Origin of the sequence: Pseudoxanthomonas koreensis, assembly GCF_041890415.1 — a bacterium.
Taxonomy (GTDB): Bacteria; Pseudomonadota; Gammaproteobacteria; order Xanthomonadales; family Xanthomonadaceae; genus Pseudoxanthomonas; species Pseudoxanthomonas koreensis_A.
Window position 1 is genome coordinate 2760091 of the sequence record NZ_CP169056.1, and the last position, 14608, is coordinate 2774698.

Consider the following 14608-nt stretch of genomic DNA (forward strand, 5'->3'; position numbering starts at 1 on the left):
GCCCGGCGTTAGCATGACCCCGTCCGGCCCGGCCGGAGCCATGCCACAACACGATGTCCTCCAGCTTCGGCTGGTTTTCGGGGAGGCCAGGCGCCTCCCCTTTTTGTGCCTGGGGTCCGGACGGGCCCTGTCGTGCCCGCCCCCGGCGCGGGTTGCCCGGCCCGGCACCAGCGGCCACACTCGGGCCGGGAACCCGACCCGGGGAACGGCTGCATGCATCCACCGCGCTTCCACGCGCCCGCGCAAGGCCGATCGAGGCTGGGCGCGGGCCTGCTGCTGCTGGCCATGCTGGGCGGTTGCGGCAAACCTGCCGCGCCGGAACTGCCCGGCGCTGCCAGCGAGCCGGCCGGCGCGGTCCGCCAGCTGGTCACCCACCTGGGCAACAACGACCTGGCCGCCTTCGCCCGCGACGCCCTGCCGCCCGATATGCATGCCGGCCTGGCCCAGGCCTGGCGCGACGACCGCAGCCGCTGGCCGCTGTCGGAGTTGCCGCTGGACAGCCAGTTGCAGCCAGCCCTGGCGGCGCTGGCCAGGCCCGGCGCCGAGCAGGCACTCGGGCAAGCGTACGACCGCCAGTTCGCCGGCCAGGGGGTGGCCCTGCGCGATGCCGCCCGCTCCCTGGCCCTGTTCGGCGCCCAGTACCTGGAACAACAGGGGCACTACAGCGCCGAGGAACGCGGCCACTACACCCAGGTCGTTGCCGCGCTCGGGGCCTGGGCCGTGCGGGCGCCACTGGGTGACCGCAAGCGCGCCCATGCGGCGATCGGCCAGCTGACGGCTGCCGCACGCGCCACCGGCCTGGACGCCGAGGACAGCCTGCGCGAGGCCGGCATGGAAGAAAGCCTGCGCAGGCTGGGGCCATTCCTGGCCGCGACAAAAGCGGTGATCGCCGGGTACGGGCTGGACCTGGATGCCAGCCTGGCCGAACTGCGCACCGGCCTGGTGCAGGAGGATGGCGACCAGGCCAGCGTGCGCATCCAGTACGCATTGGGCAGCACCGAGATCGACACCGTGGTCAGCCTGACCCGGCGTGGCGGCCACTGGTACCTCAGCGATTACCTGGCCCAGGCCGATGCCCTGCTGGCCGCTGCCGCCGCGCAGGCCATCGCCGAGTTGCCGGGGCTGCCGGAGCCGCCACCGGCCCCGGAACAGGATCCACCGGCACCTGCGCGATAATCGCCCCATGCCCGAACAGAATCCCCTGCCGTTCCCGGAGCCCGCGCCGGGCGATCCTTCGGCGTCCCCGGCTCCGGACCAGGCCACTTCCGCGCCGGCACCCGCCGTTGCGGGCGACGGCGCTGTCCCCCCGGAGTCCGCTGTCCCCCCGGAGTCCGCTGGCGCTGCGGCCCCGACGACGGCCACCGCCCGGCCCCCGGCGCAGGCCAAGCGCCCGCTGTGGGCGCGGCTGCTGGGCTGGCTGTCCGATCCGTGGCTGGACCTGAAGCTGGAGCCGGGTGACCGGCCGCTGGACGACGGCGACCCGCGCCCGCTGTGCTACGTGCTGGAAGACTACGGCCTGTCCAACGCGCTGATCCTGGACAAGGCCTGCCGCCAGGCCGGCCTGCCCTCGCCGCTGGTGCCGCTGGCCGGCGATCCCACCGGCCGCAAGCGCGCCTACCTGGCGCTGTCGCGACGCAACGCCGCGCCGCTGATCCCCGACCAGCGCCCGGCCGCACGCACCCATTCGGACTCGCTGGCGCGGCTGCTGCAGGCCCATCGCGCCGACCCGGCGCTGGACGTGCGCCTGGTGCCGGTATCGATCTTCGTCGGCCGCGCCCCGGACCGGCACAGTGGCTGGTTCTCGGTGCTGTTCTCGGAAAACTGGGCCATCGTCGGCCGCTTCCGCCGGCTGCTGGCGATCCTGCTCAATGGCCGCGACACCCTGGTCCGCTTCGCCACACCGGTGTCGCTACGCGAAACCGTGGCCGAAGGGCTGCCGCCGGAACGCACCGTGCGCAAGCTGCAGCGCGTGCTGCGCGCCCACTTCCGCCGTATCCGCGCGGCGATCATCGGCCCGGACCTGTCCACTCGGCGGCTGCTGGTTAACAAGGTGCTGGCCGCCGAGAGCGTGCGCGAGACCATCGCCAACCAGGCCCGCCGCGATGGCAGCAAGACCGCCGAGGCGTGGCGCAAGGCGCATGCCTACGCCTGGGAAATCGCCGCCGACTACTCGCACCCGGTGGTGCGCTCGGCCAGCTTCGTCCTGACTCCCATCTGGAACCGGATCTACCGCGGCGTGCTGGTCCATCACCTGGACAGGCTGAAGGAGGCCGCGCCCGGCCACGAGGTGGTCTACGTGCCCTGCCATCGCAGCCACATGGACTACCTGCTGTTGTCCTACCTGCTGTACGAGCGCGGCATCGTGCCGCCGCATATTGCAGCCGGCATCAACCTCAACCTGCCGGTGGTGGGCACGATCCTGCGCAAGGGCGGTGCGTTCTTCATGCGCCGCAGCTTCCGCGGCAACCCGCTGTATTCGGCGGTGTTCACCGAGTACGTGGCCCAACTGGTCTCCGGCGGCTACTCGCTGGAGTACTTCATCGAGGGCGGGCGCTCGCGCACCGGCCGGCTGCTGCAGCCCAAGGGCGGCATGATCGCCATGACCGTGCGCGCGTACCTGCGCCAGCCCACCCGCCCGGTGCTGTTCCAGCCGGTGTACATCGGCTACGAAAAGCTGATGGAGGGCAACAGCTACCTGGACGAGCTGTCGGGCAAGCCCAAGGAAAAGGAATCGATCTGGTCGCTGCTGTGGGGGATTCCCAAGGTGCTGCGCAGCAACTACGGCCAGGTGGTGGTCAATTTCGGCGAACCGATCCGGCTGGACGACATGCTGGCCGAGCGCGCCCCGGGCTGGGACGGACGTCCGCTCGGCGAAGAGGAGAAGCCGGCCTGGCTGGCCGACGCGGTCGACGCCCTGGCCCAGAAGATCCAGGTCCAGATCAACTGCGCCGCGGACGTCAACCCGATCAACCTGCTGGCCCTGGCCCTGCTGTCCACGCCCAAGCACGCCATGGGCGAGGGCGACCTGCGCGCGCAGATCTGGCTGTCCAAGACCCTGCTGGAGGAGCTGCCGTACTCGGACCGCTGCACGGTCACCCCGCATGCGCCGGAGGAGATCATCGCCCACGGCGAGGAGATCGGCGTGCTCAACCGCACCCCGCACCCGCTGGGCGACGTGCTCAGCGTGCATGGCGATACCGCGGTGCTGCTGTCGTACTTCCGCAACAACGTGGTGCACCTGTTCACCGCATCGTCGTGGATCGCCTGCTGCTTCCAGCACAACCGGCGCATGAGCCGGCGCACCCTGGTGCGGCTGGGGCGCACGCTGTACCCGTTCCTGCAGGCCGAGCTGTTCCTGCCCTGGAGCGAGGACGAATTCGCCCAGCGGGTGGAGCGCAACGCGGATGTGTTCGTGCGCGAGGGACTGCTGCTGCAGGAAGGCGAGGACGAGGACCGCATCCTGTACCGCAACCAGGGCCAGAGCGACGAGGTGTTCCGCCTGCGCGCCATCGGCCACACCCTGCAGCAGGCATTCGAGCGCTACTACATCGCCATCTCGGTGCTGGTGAAGAACGGGCCGGGCACCTTGGGCACGGCCGAGCTGGAAAGCCTTTGCCAACTGGCCGCCCAGCGCCTGAGCCTGCTGTATGCCCCGGCTGCACCGGAGTTCTTCGACAAGAGCCTGTTCCGCGGCTTCATCCAGAAGCTGCGCGAGATGCGCGTGGTCTGGCCGGACCAGAACAGCAAGCTGATGTTCGACGACCGCCTGGACGTGTGGGCCAAGGACGCCAAGCTGATCCTCGGGCGCGAGCTGCGGCACACGATCGAGCGGGTCAGCCCGGAGGCGGCCAAGCCCGTGCAGGAACCCGCGCCGGCCGACTGACCCGCGCCGGCCTGCTCAGGCCGGCTCGTCCGGGATCAGCAGGCTCTCCAGCTGGGCGATGCAGTCCTTGAGCTGCAGCTTGCGCCGCTTCAGGCGCTTGGCCTCCAGATCGTCCACCGGATTGGCTGCCAGCAGATGGATGCGCGCGTCCAGCGCGCGGTGCTCGGCGCGCAGCGCGTGCAGGCGCTCGGTGATGGCAGCGGGGTCGGAGGCTTCCACGCCGGCCAGCTTACACCGGCCCCGGTGCGCGCCGACATGCGCGGCCGTGCGCGGCCGTGCATCAGCCGGCCCCGGTAGAATGCGCGATCCATGAGTGTCGTCCTGCCATTGCCCGAACCCGTCTCCCGCCGCATCGGCCCGCGCGCGGTCCAGCGCGGGCAGGTGAAACTGGCCAGGCGGTTGCGCCGCCAGGTCGGCCAGGCCATCGCCGACTTCGGCATGATCGAGGCTGGCGACAAGGTCATGGTGTGCCTGTCCGGCGGCAAGGACAGCTACACCCTGCTGCACATCCTGCTGCAGTTGCAGCGCAAGGCGCCGGTGCCGTTCGAGCTGGTGGCGGTGAACCTGGACCAGAAGCAGCCCGGCTTCCCGGAGCACGTGCTGCCCGACTACCTGCGCCGGCTGGGCGTGCCGTTCCACATCATCGAGCAGGACACCTACTCGGTGGTCACCCGCGTGGTGCCGGAGGGCAAGACCATGTGCTCGCTGTGCTCGCGCATGCGCCGCGGCGCGCTGTACACCTACGCGGCCGAGCACGGCTTCACCAAGATCGCGCTGGGCCACCACCGCGACGACATGGTGGCCACGTTCTTCCTCAACCTGTTCCACCACGCCAAGCTGTCGGGCATGCCGCCCAAGCTGCTGTCCGACGACGGCCGCCACGTGGTGATCCGGCCACTGGCCTACGTGCGCGAGGCCGACATCGTCGAGTACGCGACGGCGATGGAGTTCCCGATCATCCCGTGCAACCTGTGCGGCAGCCAGGAGAACCTGCAGCGCAAGCAGGTCGGGCTGATGATGCAGCAGTGGGAACGCCAGTGGCCCGGACGGATCGAGACCATCGCCCGCGCCCTGGGCGACATCCGTCCCTCGCAGCTGGCCGACCCGGCGCTGTTCGACTTCCAGGCCCTGGGCCACCGCGAGGGCGCGACCACTGCCGACGCCCACGACTGGCTGGCCGGGGAGCCGGCCGGCGAAGGCGCCTGAACGCAACCCGGCATCGGCAGTGGCGGGCCGCGCACCGCAGCGCGGCAAGGTCATCCCCGATCAGGGATGACCCGCGGGCCGCAGCCTGGCGCACTCTGGTGCCGCCGGCGAGGCGCTAGGAGGAACCTGGATGGAGCTGCAGAAGGCCGTGTTGCTGGTCGCCATCAGCCTGAGCGGGTGGAGCGTGCTGGCCCTGCTGGTGGACCGCCGCGGCCACCCGGGCATCCATCGCGCGTTCGCCCTGCTGCTGGCTTCGATGTGCGTGACCCTGGGCTACTTCTACTCGCGGCTGGTGGTGCCCGGCGGCGTGCCGCTGCTCGGTGCCGGCGCGCAGGCAGCGCTGTGGCTCAAGGGTCCGCTGCTGTGGTGGATGGTCCGGCTGGCCGCCGGCCGGCCACCGGCCAGGCCGGGCCTGCACCTGGTGCCGTTCGCCGTGGTCCTGACCACGCTGCTCGCGCGCCCGTCCACCGGCCTGGTCCTGCAAGCGCTGGGATGCCTGCATGCACTGGGCTACCTGGTGGCATCCGGCCGTGGCCTGGCTGCTGCGCGCCCGCGCCTGGCGCGGATCTGGCGCGGCCATCCCAATACGGCCTACTACTGGCTGCTGTGGCTGCTGGCCGGGGTGGTGGCCATGGTGGCGGCCGACCTAGCCTTGATCGTGCCGGGCCTGTTCCGGGGCCAGGTGCCGATCGCGGCGCTGGAACGGGTCGCCTGGCCGATCAGCGCCTGGCTGCTGGCCGTGGCCTGGGCGCTGCTGTACCGCCCTCCGCGTTTCCGTGGCGGGGCCGCGACGACCAATGCCGGGCCCGGGGACGAGGCTGCCGGCACGGTGCCGGACGATGCGGGGCCAACCGCCACGGGCCCGGCCAACTGGCGCGAGCTGGACGAAGGCCTGGCCTGCGCCCTGGCCGGTCAGTTGGACCGGCTGATGGACGAACAACAGCTCTACCGCGACGGCGACCTGTCGCTGCCGCGCCTGGCCGGCCAGCTGGGAATCAGCACGCACCAGACTTCCGAGCTGCTGAACGTGCACCTGGGCATCGGCTTCTACGAGTACCTGGCCCGGCAGCGCCTGGCCCACGCCTGCCGCCTGCTGCGCGACCCGGACTGCGAGTGGCGGGTGATCGACATCGCCTTCGAGTCCGGGTTCGGCAACAAGAACTCGTTCTACCGCCAGTTCCGCGAGGCGCTGGACATGACCCCGGTCCAGTACCGGCAACGGCACCAGGCCGGGGCCACCACGGCCTGAACTCAGTCCCAGGCGCCGAGGCGGTACCACTCCAGCCGTTCCACGCCCTGCTGGAAATCCTCCTGCCGGGCAAGGAACTGCGCATCGCCCGGATACTGGTCGATGGCCTCACGCGAGGCCCAGCGCACCAGCACCACCAGGTCCGGCGGCCGGACCTCGCCGTCGGTGAGCGTCTCGTACCGGTGCGCCGGCAGCATCAGCACCGTGCGTGCGCCCAGGCGCTCGCGCAATGCCGCGGTCCCGGCGTAGTAGCGGTCGTAGGCAGCCCGGTCGCGCAGCCACAGCAGGGCCAGGGTATGTGGCTGGCCGCGGTCGATGTCGATGGCCTGCGGCGCGGCCACATCCATCTCCACGGCCTGGAGCTGCTCCCACCCTGCGCTTCGCAGTGGGCCGTAGTCGGCCAGGTAGCGGGGATTGGCGCGGGCCCCTGCCGCCGCCTCCCTGCCCGGCCATGCGTACAAGCCCACGCCTTGCGGCGCGCCATCCCCCAGCAGCACTTTCTCCACCCGCAGGCTCGCGAGCTCGCGCATCCCGGCCTCCTGCGAAAGCGGGAACGCGCCCTGGAAGTAGGTGGCGCGGGCGTCCTCGCCGCCGGCCCGTTCCTCGGCCAGCACCAGGGTCAGCACCTGGCCTGCCGCGACGGGGGTGGCGGCCAGGGCCTGGGAACATGCGCACAGCAGGGCAATGGCCAGCAGGCCACGCAGTGATCGACGGGTCGGGTCCATGGCGTCCTCCGGTGGTAAGGCCGCCAGTGGAGCGCACGGGTGCGGTCCGGGCGTCCCTCCCGAACGGGAATGACCACCGCCGGCGCGCCCACCGTCCCCGTGCACGGGGACACCCGCGGGCCGACTTGTTACCCTGAGCATCCTGCGTCGCCTTCGTCGGCCCGGCCATCCCGGCATGCCGCGCGGCCGCGCCTCCCAGCTGCCCTTCCCGCTGCCGACCGCCCGCGCCGGCCGGTCGCGGCCGCGTCCATCCTGCCATCGACACCGACATGTTCTTCCGCAACCTCACTTTCTTCCGCTTCCCCGCTTCGCATGACTTCTCCACGCTCGACGACCTGCTTCCCGAAGCCGCACTCAAGCCGGTTGGCCCGCTCGAGCTGTCATCCAGCGGCTTCATCGCGCCGTTCGGCCGCGGCGAGGAAGCGCTCTCGCACCGCGTCGGCGCTGCGGTCTGGCTGACGGTCGGCAGCGAGAACAAGATCCTGCCCGGCTCGGTGGTCAATGACCTGCTGGCGCAGAAGGTGCTGGAAATCGAGGACAAGGAAGGACGCAAGCTTGGCGGCCGCGCACGCAAGCGGCTCAAGGACGACCTGCTGCACGAGCTGTTGCCGCGCGCCTTCGTCAAGAGCGGGCGCACCGATGCGCTGCTGGACCTGGAGCACGGCTTCCTGGCCGTGGACACGTCCTCGCGCAAGAACGGCGAGGCCGTCGCTTCGGAAATCCGGCGCGCGATGGGCAGCTTCCCGGCGATCCCGCCGAATGCGGAAGTGGCCCCGCGCAGCGTCCTGACCGGCTGGATCGCCGGCGAGCCGCTGCCGGAGGGGCTGTCGCTGGGCGAGGAATGCGAACTGAAGGACGCGATGGATGGCGGCGCCGTGGTCAAGGCGCAGAACCAGGAACTGCTCAGCGACGAGATCGCCAAGCACCTGGAGGCCGGCAAGCAGGTGACCAGGCTGGCACTGGTGCTGGATGACCACGTCTCCTTCGTCCTGGGCGAGGACCTGGTGGTGCGCAAGCTCAAGTTCCTGGAAGGCGCGGTGGACCAGCTGGAAAGCACCGAGCGCGACGACCTGCGCGCCGAACTGGACGCGCGTTTCGCCCTGCTGGCCGGCGAAGTGCGGCGCCTGTTCCTGGTACTGGAATCGGCACTGAAGCTGAGCAAGGCCGATGCCTGACCGGCACGGCGGCCAGGCGCCGCATCGGCAGGCCGCCACATCGACGATCCGGCCGTTCCGCGTGCAGGAGCACGCGCGGCGCCGGCAGCCGCAACCGGCATCCGATCCGGCCTAGAATCGGCGCATGTCCTCGCCGCTCCACCGCCTGGTCTCACGCACGCCGCAGCGCGTGCAACGCGACACCCTGGAGCTGGCGCTGGACGATGGCCGCCAGATCACCGTGCAGCGCGTGCGCGACCCGCGGGCGCTGCGGATCAAGCTCAGCGTGGACGAACGCGGCGCGCGCCTGACCCTGCCGCTGCGCGCCAGCCTGGTTTCCGGCGAGCGCTTCCTGCACGAACACCGCGGCTGGCTGGCGGCGCAGATCGAGCGCCACCTGCCCACCGATGGCGCCCCCGAAGCCCTGGTGCCCTGGACCAGCACCCAGCTTCCCCTGCGCGGCGCACTGCTGCCGCTGCAGTGGCAGGAAGGCCGCTACCTGCGGATCGAGCGCGACCCGGCAGAAGGCGTGCGCGTGCAATGGCCGGTGCGTGCCGGCGATGCCGCGCTGCGGCGTGCGCTGCGCACCTTCTACGAAGCCGAAGCGCGCGCCGACATCGGCCGCTGGCTGCCGGCCTACCTGCCCGGCCTGCCGCGCCCGCCACGCTGCGTGCGCCTGAAGACGATGTCCTCGCAATGGGGCTCGCTGGCACCGGACAGCAGCATGTCGCTGGACCTGGCGCTGGTGCTGGCCCGGCCATCGGCCTTCGAGTACGTGCTGGTCCACGAGCTGTGCCACCTGCTGCAGGCCAACCATTCGCCTGCATTCTGGCGCGAGGTGGAAGCGCGGATGCCCGCATGGCGCGCCGAACGCGAGTACTTCCACCGCGAGGGACGCCCGCTCAAGGCCACGCTGCGCGCACTGCTGGCGAACTGAGCCGGCCGTGCACCATGCGCCCGCGTTCCGGCTGTGCACCGCGGCACGCTAGGATGGCGCCCGACCCATCACCGGAACCTGCCGATGCGCCTCTCGACCCGTACCCTCCTGTCCACCGCCGTGCTCGCGGTCCTGCTGGCCGCTTGCCAGGGCGATGCCGACGCACCGGTCGCCACCGATGACGCAGCGGCCGTTGCGCCGGCTGGTGACGACAACGTGGCCGATCCCGTCGCCCAGGCATTCGCCTGCCCGGCCGATCCGGGCACCGCGCCCAGTGGCGAGCTGACCGCCACGCGCATCCCCGCCGCAGACGGTGACGGTGCCGGCGGCCTGTACGAGGGTCCGGTATGGACCGGTGGCGCGCTGTACTTCTCCGATTTCCGTTTCAGCGAGGGCTTCCCGTCCAGGATCCGCCGGCTCACCGCCGATGGCGTGCTGGAAACGGCGATCGATCCGGGCGGCAGCAACGGCCTGGCCCTGGGCCGCGACGGCGCACTGGTCGCCGCGACCCACGACCGCAAGGAACTGTCGCGCTACGACCTGGTGGATGGTTCGCGCATGCGCATCGTGGGTGAGTACGAGGGGCTGCCGTTCAATTCGCCCAATGACCTGGTGGTGTCTGCCGACGGCACGATCTGGTTCACCGACCCGGACTTCCAGCGCGGCGACGCGCAGGGGCAGGAAAAGACCCGGGTGTACCGCGTCGGCACCGACGGCACGGTCAGCGTGGTCGACGACACCATCGCCAATCCCAACGGCATTGCCCTGTCCCCGACCGGCGACGTGCTGTACGTGGCCGGCGGCGGCGAGGAGGGCGTGCTGCGCGCCTATCCGCTGGTCGACGGCCAGGCCCAGGCCGGGCGCGACCTCACCTCCACCACCGTCCCGGACGGCCTGGCGGTCGACTGCCTGGGCAACATCTACCTCACCGAACACACGCGTCGGCGCGTGCGGGTGGTGTCGCCGGAGGGCCAGGACGTGGCCCTCATCACGGTCGATGCCAACATCACCAACGCCACCTTCGGCGGGCCGCAGCGGCGCACGCTGTACCTGACCGGTGCCGGCTCGGTGTGGTCGCTTGACCTGGACGTGACCGGCCTGCCGTACTGACCTTGCCGGCAGCCCCGGCGCACCGGGCCTGCTGCATCGCGCACCCGCGCAAAAGGAAAGGCCCCGCAATGCGGGGCCTTTCCGTGTCGCGGACCGGCTGGACTCAGAACCGGTACTGCGCGGCGATACCGAAGATGTCCACGCCGCCGTCGTAGACGCCGGTCAGGCGCGAGCGGCTGGACGAGAGCAGGTCGACCTGCGGGTCGTCGGCCAGGTCCACCCGCACGTAGCTGGCGCTGATCTCCAGGTTCGGGGTCGCCGCCCAGGTGGCACCGATCGAGTACCAGTTGCGGTCCTGGTCGGGCATGCGCGGGGTGCGGTGCGCGTAGCTCACCGGCGACTCGTCGCGGGCCACGCCGGCGCGCAGGGTGAACCGGTCGTTGAGCGCATACTCGCCGCCGACCGTGTAGAACCAGCTCTCTCCCCAGCTGTAGTCCTCGGCCGAATCGGCCTGCACCGGGTTGTCGAACTGGATGCGGATCTCCTTGAGCGAGCGCCAGTCGGTGCGCGAGGCCTCGGCCATCAGGGCCAAGCGGTCGCTGGCCTGCCAGGTGGCGCTGAAGGTGTCCACGCTGGGCGTGGTCAGCTTGGCCAGCGCGCCGGTATCCACGTACTGGCCGGTGGCCGACAGCACCGTGGCCACGTTGCCCGGCACGCTGAAGTCGGCGGTGCCGGTCAGCTCATGGTCGATTTCCGAGCGGTGCATGTAGCCCAGCGACAGGGTGTCGGTCGGCCGCCAGTTCAGGCCGACGATCCAGCCCAGGCTGTTGTCGGTGCCGTGCACGCTCACCGTGCCGTCGTTCTTCTGCGGGCCGAACGGGCCGGTCACCGGGTTGGGCATGAAGCACAGCGCCTGGGTCTGCGGATTGGCGCACAGCGCCGAACCGAAGTCGATCGCGTTGGACAGGGTGACGTCGGCATGCTCGTAGATCGCGCCCAGGCCCACCGAGAAGCGGTCGCCCAGGTCGATCGAAGCAGCCAGGGTGAGGTCGATGATCTGCACGTCCGAGTTCAGGGCGTGGTAGCGGCCCTCCCAGCCATCGTCGTAGTCGGTCTTCAGGCCGAACGGGGCGCTGACCATGGCACCGAGGGTGACGTACTCGAAGCGGTCGCTGAGCGGCATCACGAACGACATCGCCGGCACCGCGGCCAGGGCGCCGGCGTCACCGCCGTCGCCGCCGGTCAGCGGCTGCTGCAGGGGGGTGCCGGCGGCGGCCGAGCCACCGCCCTCGAACCGGAACGACAGGTCGATGGCACTGACGTCGGCCTGCACCGTGGTGCGCTCGAACGTGGACATCAATGCGGGATTGTTCACCACCACGGAGGTGTCGCCCTTGGCCGATGCCGAGCCGGCCATCGCGCGACCCTGGGCCTTGATGCTGTTCTCCTTCAACTGGAAGGCGGCGGCGGCCGCATGGCCGCTGGCCAGCACCCCGGCAATGCCGAGAACCAGGGCGGAGACACGGATGAGGGTAGGGGTGTAATGCATGTTGCGGTTCTCCATGACGATTGAGGGGACGCCAGCGCCCGGCGGGCGCCCGCCCGGCCGCCCGCCGCCGTCGGACTCCCCTCCCGACATACGACGCCGTATGTAGTATGACCGCTCTGGTTTAACGGGACAATAACGGGGGTACGGACACCGCCGGTCCCGCCTTCCTTCGCACCGGTGGCAGACGCAGCCAGCGTGTTCGGCGATAGTGGCGGCATGTTCGTCTCACTCCCGTCACGCCGGAAGCCGTCGCTGCGCTGGGCCACCCCGTTGCTGTTCGCGGCGCTGTGGCTGGCCTTCATGTGGATGCTGGGGCGCCCGGACGAGGCCCGGACCAGCCTGTGGCTGGCCTGGGGTGCGCTGGGGCGCGGCCTGGCCGGCGGTGAGACCTGGCTGGCCGTGCTGCGCGATGGCAGCGCGTTGCGCCTGTTCACCGCGCTGTTCCTGCACGCGGACTGGGCGCACCTGCTGGGCAACCTGGTGTTCCTGCTGATCTTCGGCCTGCCCGCCGAGCGGGCGATGGGGCCATGGCGGTTCCTGCTGCTGTTCCTGTGTGGCGGCGCGATGGCCAACCTGGTGGCGGTGATCGCCATCGCCAGCCCGGACCGGGTGGTGATCGGCGCCAGTGGCGCGGTGTCGGCGGTGATCGGCGCCTACCTGGCGCTGTTTCCCGGTGCGCGCCTGGGCGTGGTGCTGCCGCTGGGGCTGTTCCTGGAATTCGTGCGCGCCCCGGCGTTCCTGCTGATCGGCATCTGGGCCGCGCTGCAGGTGGTGTTCGCCTACATCGGCCCGGCCTTCGGTGCGGTGGCCTGGGCCGCGCACGTGGCAGGGTTCCTGTTCGGAGTGGCGTTCGCACTGGTGCTGCGCGCCGGAATCGCGCGCAGGCTGCGCCGGCAGAAGGGATACTGAGCCGGCCGCAGCGCCCCGCCCACCCTTGGAAACCGATCCTGCGCGCCCCATCCTTGGGCAACACGCATGCGCGCGAAAACACCATGGCAAAGCCGCTCTACAAGGTCACGTTCCTCAACCACGGCAAGATCTACGAGCTGTACGCCCGGCACGTGGGCGGCAGTTCGCTGTGGGGTTTCACCGAAGTGGGCGAGTTGGTATTCGACCTCCACGAAGGCCTGGTGGTCGACCCCACCGAGGAACGCCTGCGCGACGAATTCGGCACCACGCGCATGCTGCACCTGCCGATGCAGAGCATCGTCCGGGTCGAGGAGGTGGAGCGGAAGGGCCAGTCGGCCATCCGCGATGCGACCACCGGCGAGAAAGTGGTGACGCCGTTCCCGATGCCTGCCAAGCCGCCGCGCTGAACGCACCGGCCCCGACTGACCGACCCCAATGCCACGGCCGCGCCGCACCGTAACGCGATGCGCAGCAGCGCTGCCTACTCGGCGGCGGCCGGCGCTGCCGTCACCAGTGACTTAAGTTCGGCCAGCGCCGCAGTGATGGGCTTGTCTCCCGGCAGCGCAGACCCGGCACGGTAGTCGCGCCCCTCTTCATCCCCCCGCAGGTGCCCTGGCAATACCGCCTCGGTGATGCTGGCCGCACCGGCCGGGGCATCGGGATGGAGCAGTGCCGGGTCCGGCTGCAGTTCGACGTCGGGCACGATGCCGCTGGCCTGGATCGAGCGCCCGCTGGGCGTGTAGTAGCGCGCGGTGGTCAGCTTCACCGAATCACCGTTGTCCAGCGGCAACACGGTCTGCACCGACCCCTTGCCAAAGGTGCGGCTGCCGACCAGGCGCGCGCGGCCATTGTCGTGCAGGGCCCCTGCCAGAACTTCCGAGGCGCTGGCCGAGCCTGCATCCACCAGCACCACGATCGGCGCGCCCTGCAGGCGGTCACCCGGGGTGGCATCGAAGCGGGTGTCGCTGACCGGGATGCGCCCGCGGGTGGAGACGATGCCGCCGCGCTCGAGCAGTTCGTCGGCCACCTGCACCGCCGAGGTCAGCAGTCCGCCGGGATTGCTGCGCAGGTCCAGCACCAGGCCGTGGACGCGCCCGCCGGCGCGCTCCTGCAATTGCTCCACATGGCGCCGGAAGTCGTTGCCGGTATCGGCCTGGAAGGTGCTGATCCGCACGTATGCATAACCGGGCTCGAGCATGCGGCTGCGCACGCTGGTGATGCGGATGGTCTCGCGGACCAGCGCCACGTCGAACGGCTTGTCCCGGCCTGCACGCACAAGGGTGACGGTGACCGTGCTGCCGGGCGCGCCGCGCAGCGGCTCCATGCCCTCCACCTGGGCGATCGGCTTGCCGTCGATGGCCACGATGGTGTCGCCGGCCAGCACGCCGCCGCGCGCGGCCGGAGTGCCATCGATCGGCGCGATCACCTTGAGCGTGTTGTCCGGCTGCTGCAGCAGTTCCACGCCGATGCCGTCATAGGCGCCGCTGGTCTGCTGCTCGAAGGTTTCGCTCTGCTTCTTGTCCAGATAGGCGCTGTGCGGATCCAGGTCCAGCAGCAGGCCTTCGATCGCCGATTGCATCAGGGTGCGATCATCCACCGGGTCGACGTAGGCCTCCTTGATCGCCCTGTACACCGCCACGTAGCGACGGATCTCGGCCAGCGGCACCTTGGAGTCGTGCACGTCGGTCGCGTCGGGATCGTCGCTGGCCGCAACCGGTGCATCGATATCATCGGTGACCTGCTCGTCGGCCTGCTCGTCAGTGTGTTCGTCGGTCGCGTCCTGCACGGGTTCGGCCGGAGGATCGACCGGTGCCTGCATCGGCGGCCCGGCGCCGTCGGATTGCGCGGACGCGGACAACGGCGCCACGGCCAGCAGGACCGACAGCAGCAGGATCGTGGACGGGCGGCGCATCGCTGACTCCGGGGCGCGCGGACGCGCGAGGCTC

General features: G+C 70.7%; 13 protein-coding genes. 9 read left to right on the plus strand and 4 right to left on the minus strand.

What is annotated here, in order from left to right:
- The first annotated feature begins 213 nt into the window (after positions 1-213).
- Together ACEJ41_RS12535 and plsB are read left to right on the plus strand one after the other, a co-directional pair.
- Positions 214-1176 (plus strand): hypothetical protein, encoded by a 963-nt coding sequence (locus tag ACEJ41_RS12535; protein WP_374012592.1) that lies wholly within the window; start codon positions 214-216, stop codon positions 1174-1176.
- A gap of 7 nt (positions 1177-1183) precedes the next feature.
- Entirely contained in the window at positions 1184-3883 is a 2700-nt protein-coding gene (plsB, locus tag ACEJ41_RS12540) for a glycerol-3-phosphate 1-O-acyltransferase PlsB (protein ID WP_374012593.1), read from the plus strand.
- 15 nt (positions 3884-3898) lie between these two features.
- Here plsB and ACEJ41_RS12545 read toward each other — a convergent pair whose 3' ends face one another.
- Positions 3899-4102, minus strand: a complete 204-nt coding sequence (locus tag ACEJ41_RS12545) for a YdcH family protein (protein WP_374012594.1) — start codon at positions 4100-4102, stop codon at positions 3899-3901.
- A gap of 90 nt (positions 4103-4192) precedes the next feature.
- Between ACEJ41_RS12545 and ttcA the strand changes: the two genes are divergently transcribed.
- Together ttcA and ACEJ41_RS12555 are read left to right on the plus strand one after the other, a co-directional pair.
- On the plus strand, positions 4193-5089 hold the full coding sequence (gene ttcA / locus ACEJ41_RS12550) for a tRNA 2-thiocytidine(32) synthetase TtcA (RefSeq protein ID WP_374012595.1): 897 nt from the start codon (positions 4193-4195) through the stop codon (positions 5087-5089).
- 130 nt (positions 5090-5219) lie between these two features.
- On the plus strand, positions 5220-6338 hold the full coding sequence (locus tag ACEJ41_RS12555; protein WP_374012596.1) for a helix-turn-helix domain-containing protein: 1119 nt from the start codon (positions 5220-5222) through the stop codon (positions 6336-6338).
- A gap of 2 nt (positions 6339-6340) precedes the next feature.
- On the opposite strand, the gene ACEJ41_RS12560 is transcribed toward ACEJ41_RS12555, so the two are convergent.
- Positions 6341-7063: a hypothetical protein gene (locus ACEJ41_RS12560; RefSeq protein ID WP_374012597.1), complete on the minus strand. Its 723-nt coding sequence runs from the start codon at positions 7061-7063 to the stop codon at positions 6341-6343.
- 269 nt (positions 7064-7332) lie between these two features.
- Between ACEJ41_RS12560 and ACEJ41_RS12565 the strand changes: the two genes are divergently transcribed.
- The 3 genes from ACEJ41_RS12565 (at position 7333) to ACEJ41_RS12575 (ending at position 10264) form a co-directional block, all read left to right on the plus strand.
- Positions 7333-8238 carry a recombination-associated protein RdgC gene (locus ACEJ41_RS12565; protein WP_374012598.1) on the plus strand — a complete coding sequence of 302 codons (906 nt, stop codon included), beginning with the start codon at positions 7333-7335 and terminating at the stop codon, positions 8236-8238.
- Between the two features lie 124 nt (positions 8239-8362).
- Positions 8363-9154 carry a SprT family zinc-dependent metalloprotease gene (locus tag ACEJ41_RS12570; RefSeq protein ID WP_374012599.1) on the plus strand — a complete coding sequence of 264 codons (792 nt, stop codon included), beginning with the start codon at positions 8363-8365 and terminating at the stop codon, positions 9152-9154.
- Positions 9155-9238: 84 nt separating this feature from the next.
- Positions 9239-10264 carry an SMP-30/gluconolactonase/LRE family protein gene (locus ACEJ41_RS12575; protein WP_374012600.1) on the plus strand — a complete coding sequence of 342 codons (1026 nt, stop codon included), beginning with the start codon at positions 9239-9241 and terminating at the stop codon, positions 10262-10264.
- A gap of 103 nt (positions 10265-10367) precedes the next feature.
- Here the strand turns inward: ACEJ41_RS12575 and ACEJ41_RS12580 are convergent, their stop codons facing one another.
- Positions 10368-11753 carry an OmpP1/FadL family transporter gene (locus ACEJ41_RS12580; RefSeq protein WP_374012601.1) on the minus strand — a complete coding sequence of 462 codons (1386 nt, stop codon included), beginning with the start codon at positions 11751-11753 and terminating at the stop codon, positions 10368-10370.
- Positions 11754-11969: 216 nt separating this feature from the next.
- On the opposite strand from ACEJ41_RS12580, the gene ACEJ41_RS12585 reads away from it, so the two are divergent.
- Both ACEJ41_RS12585 and ACEJ41_RS12590 read left to right on the plus strand, forming a co-directional pair.
- Complete coding sequence (locus ACEJ41_RS12585) at positions 11970-12662, plus strand: rhomboid family intramembrane serine protease (RefSeq protein WP_374012602.1); 693 nt, start codon at positions 11970-11972, stop codon at positions 12660-12662.
- A gap of 83 nt (positions 12663-12745) precedes the next feature.
- Positions 12746-13069 (plus strand): DUF1820 family protein, encoded by a 324-nt coding sequence (locus ACEJ41_RS12590; protein WP_374012603.1) that lies wholly within the window; start codon positions 12746-12748, stop codon positions 13067-13069.
- 74 nt (positions 13070-13143) lie between these two features.
- Here the strand turns inward: ACEJ41_RS12590 and ACEJ41_RS12595 are convergent, their stop codons facing one another.
- Complete coding sequence (locus ACEJ41_RS12595) at positions 13144-14574, minus strand: S41 family peptidase (protein ID WP_374012604.1); 1431 nt, start codon at positions 14572-14574, stop codon at positions 13144-13146.
- Between the last annotated feature and the right edge of the window lie 34 nt (positions 14575-14608).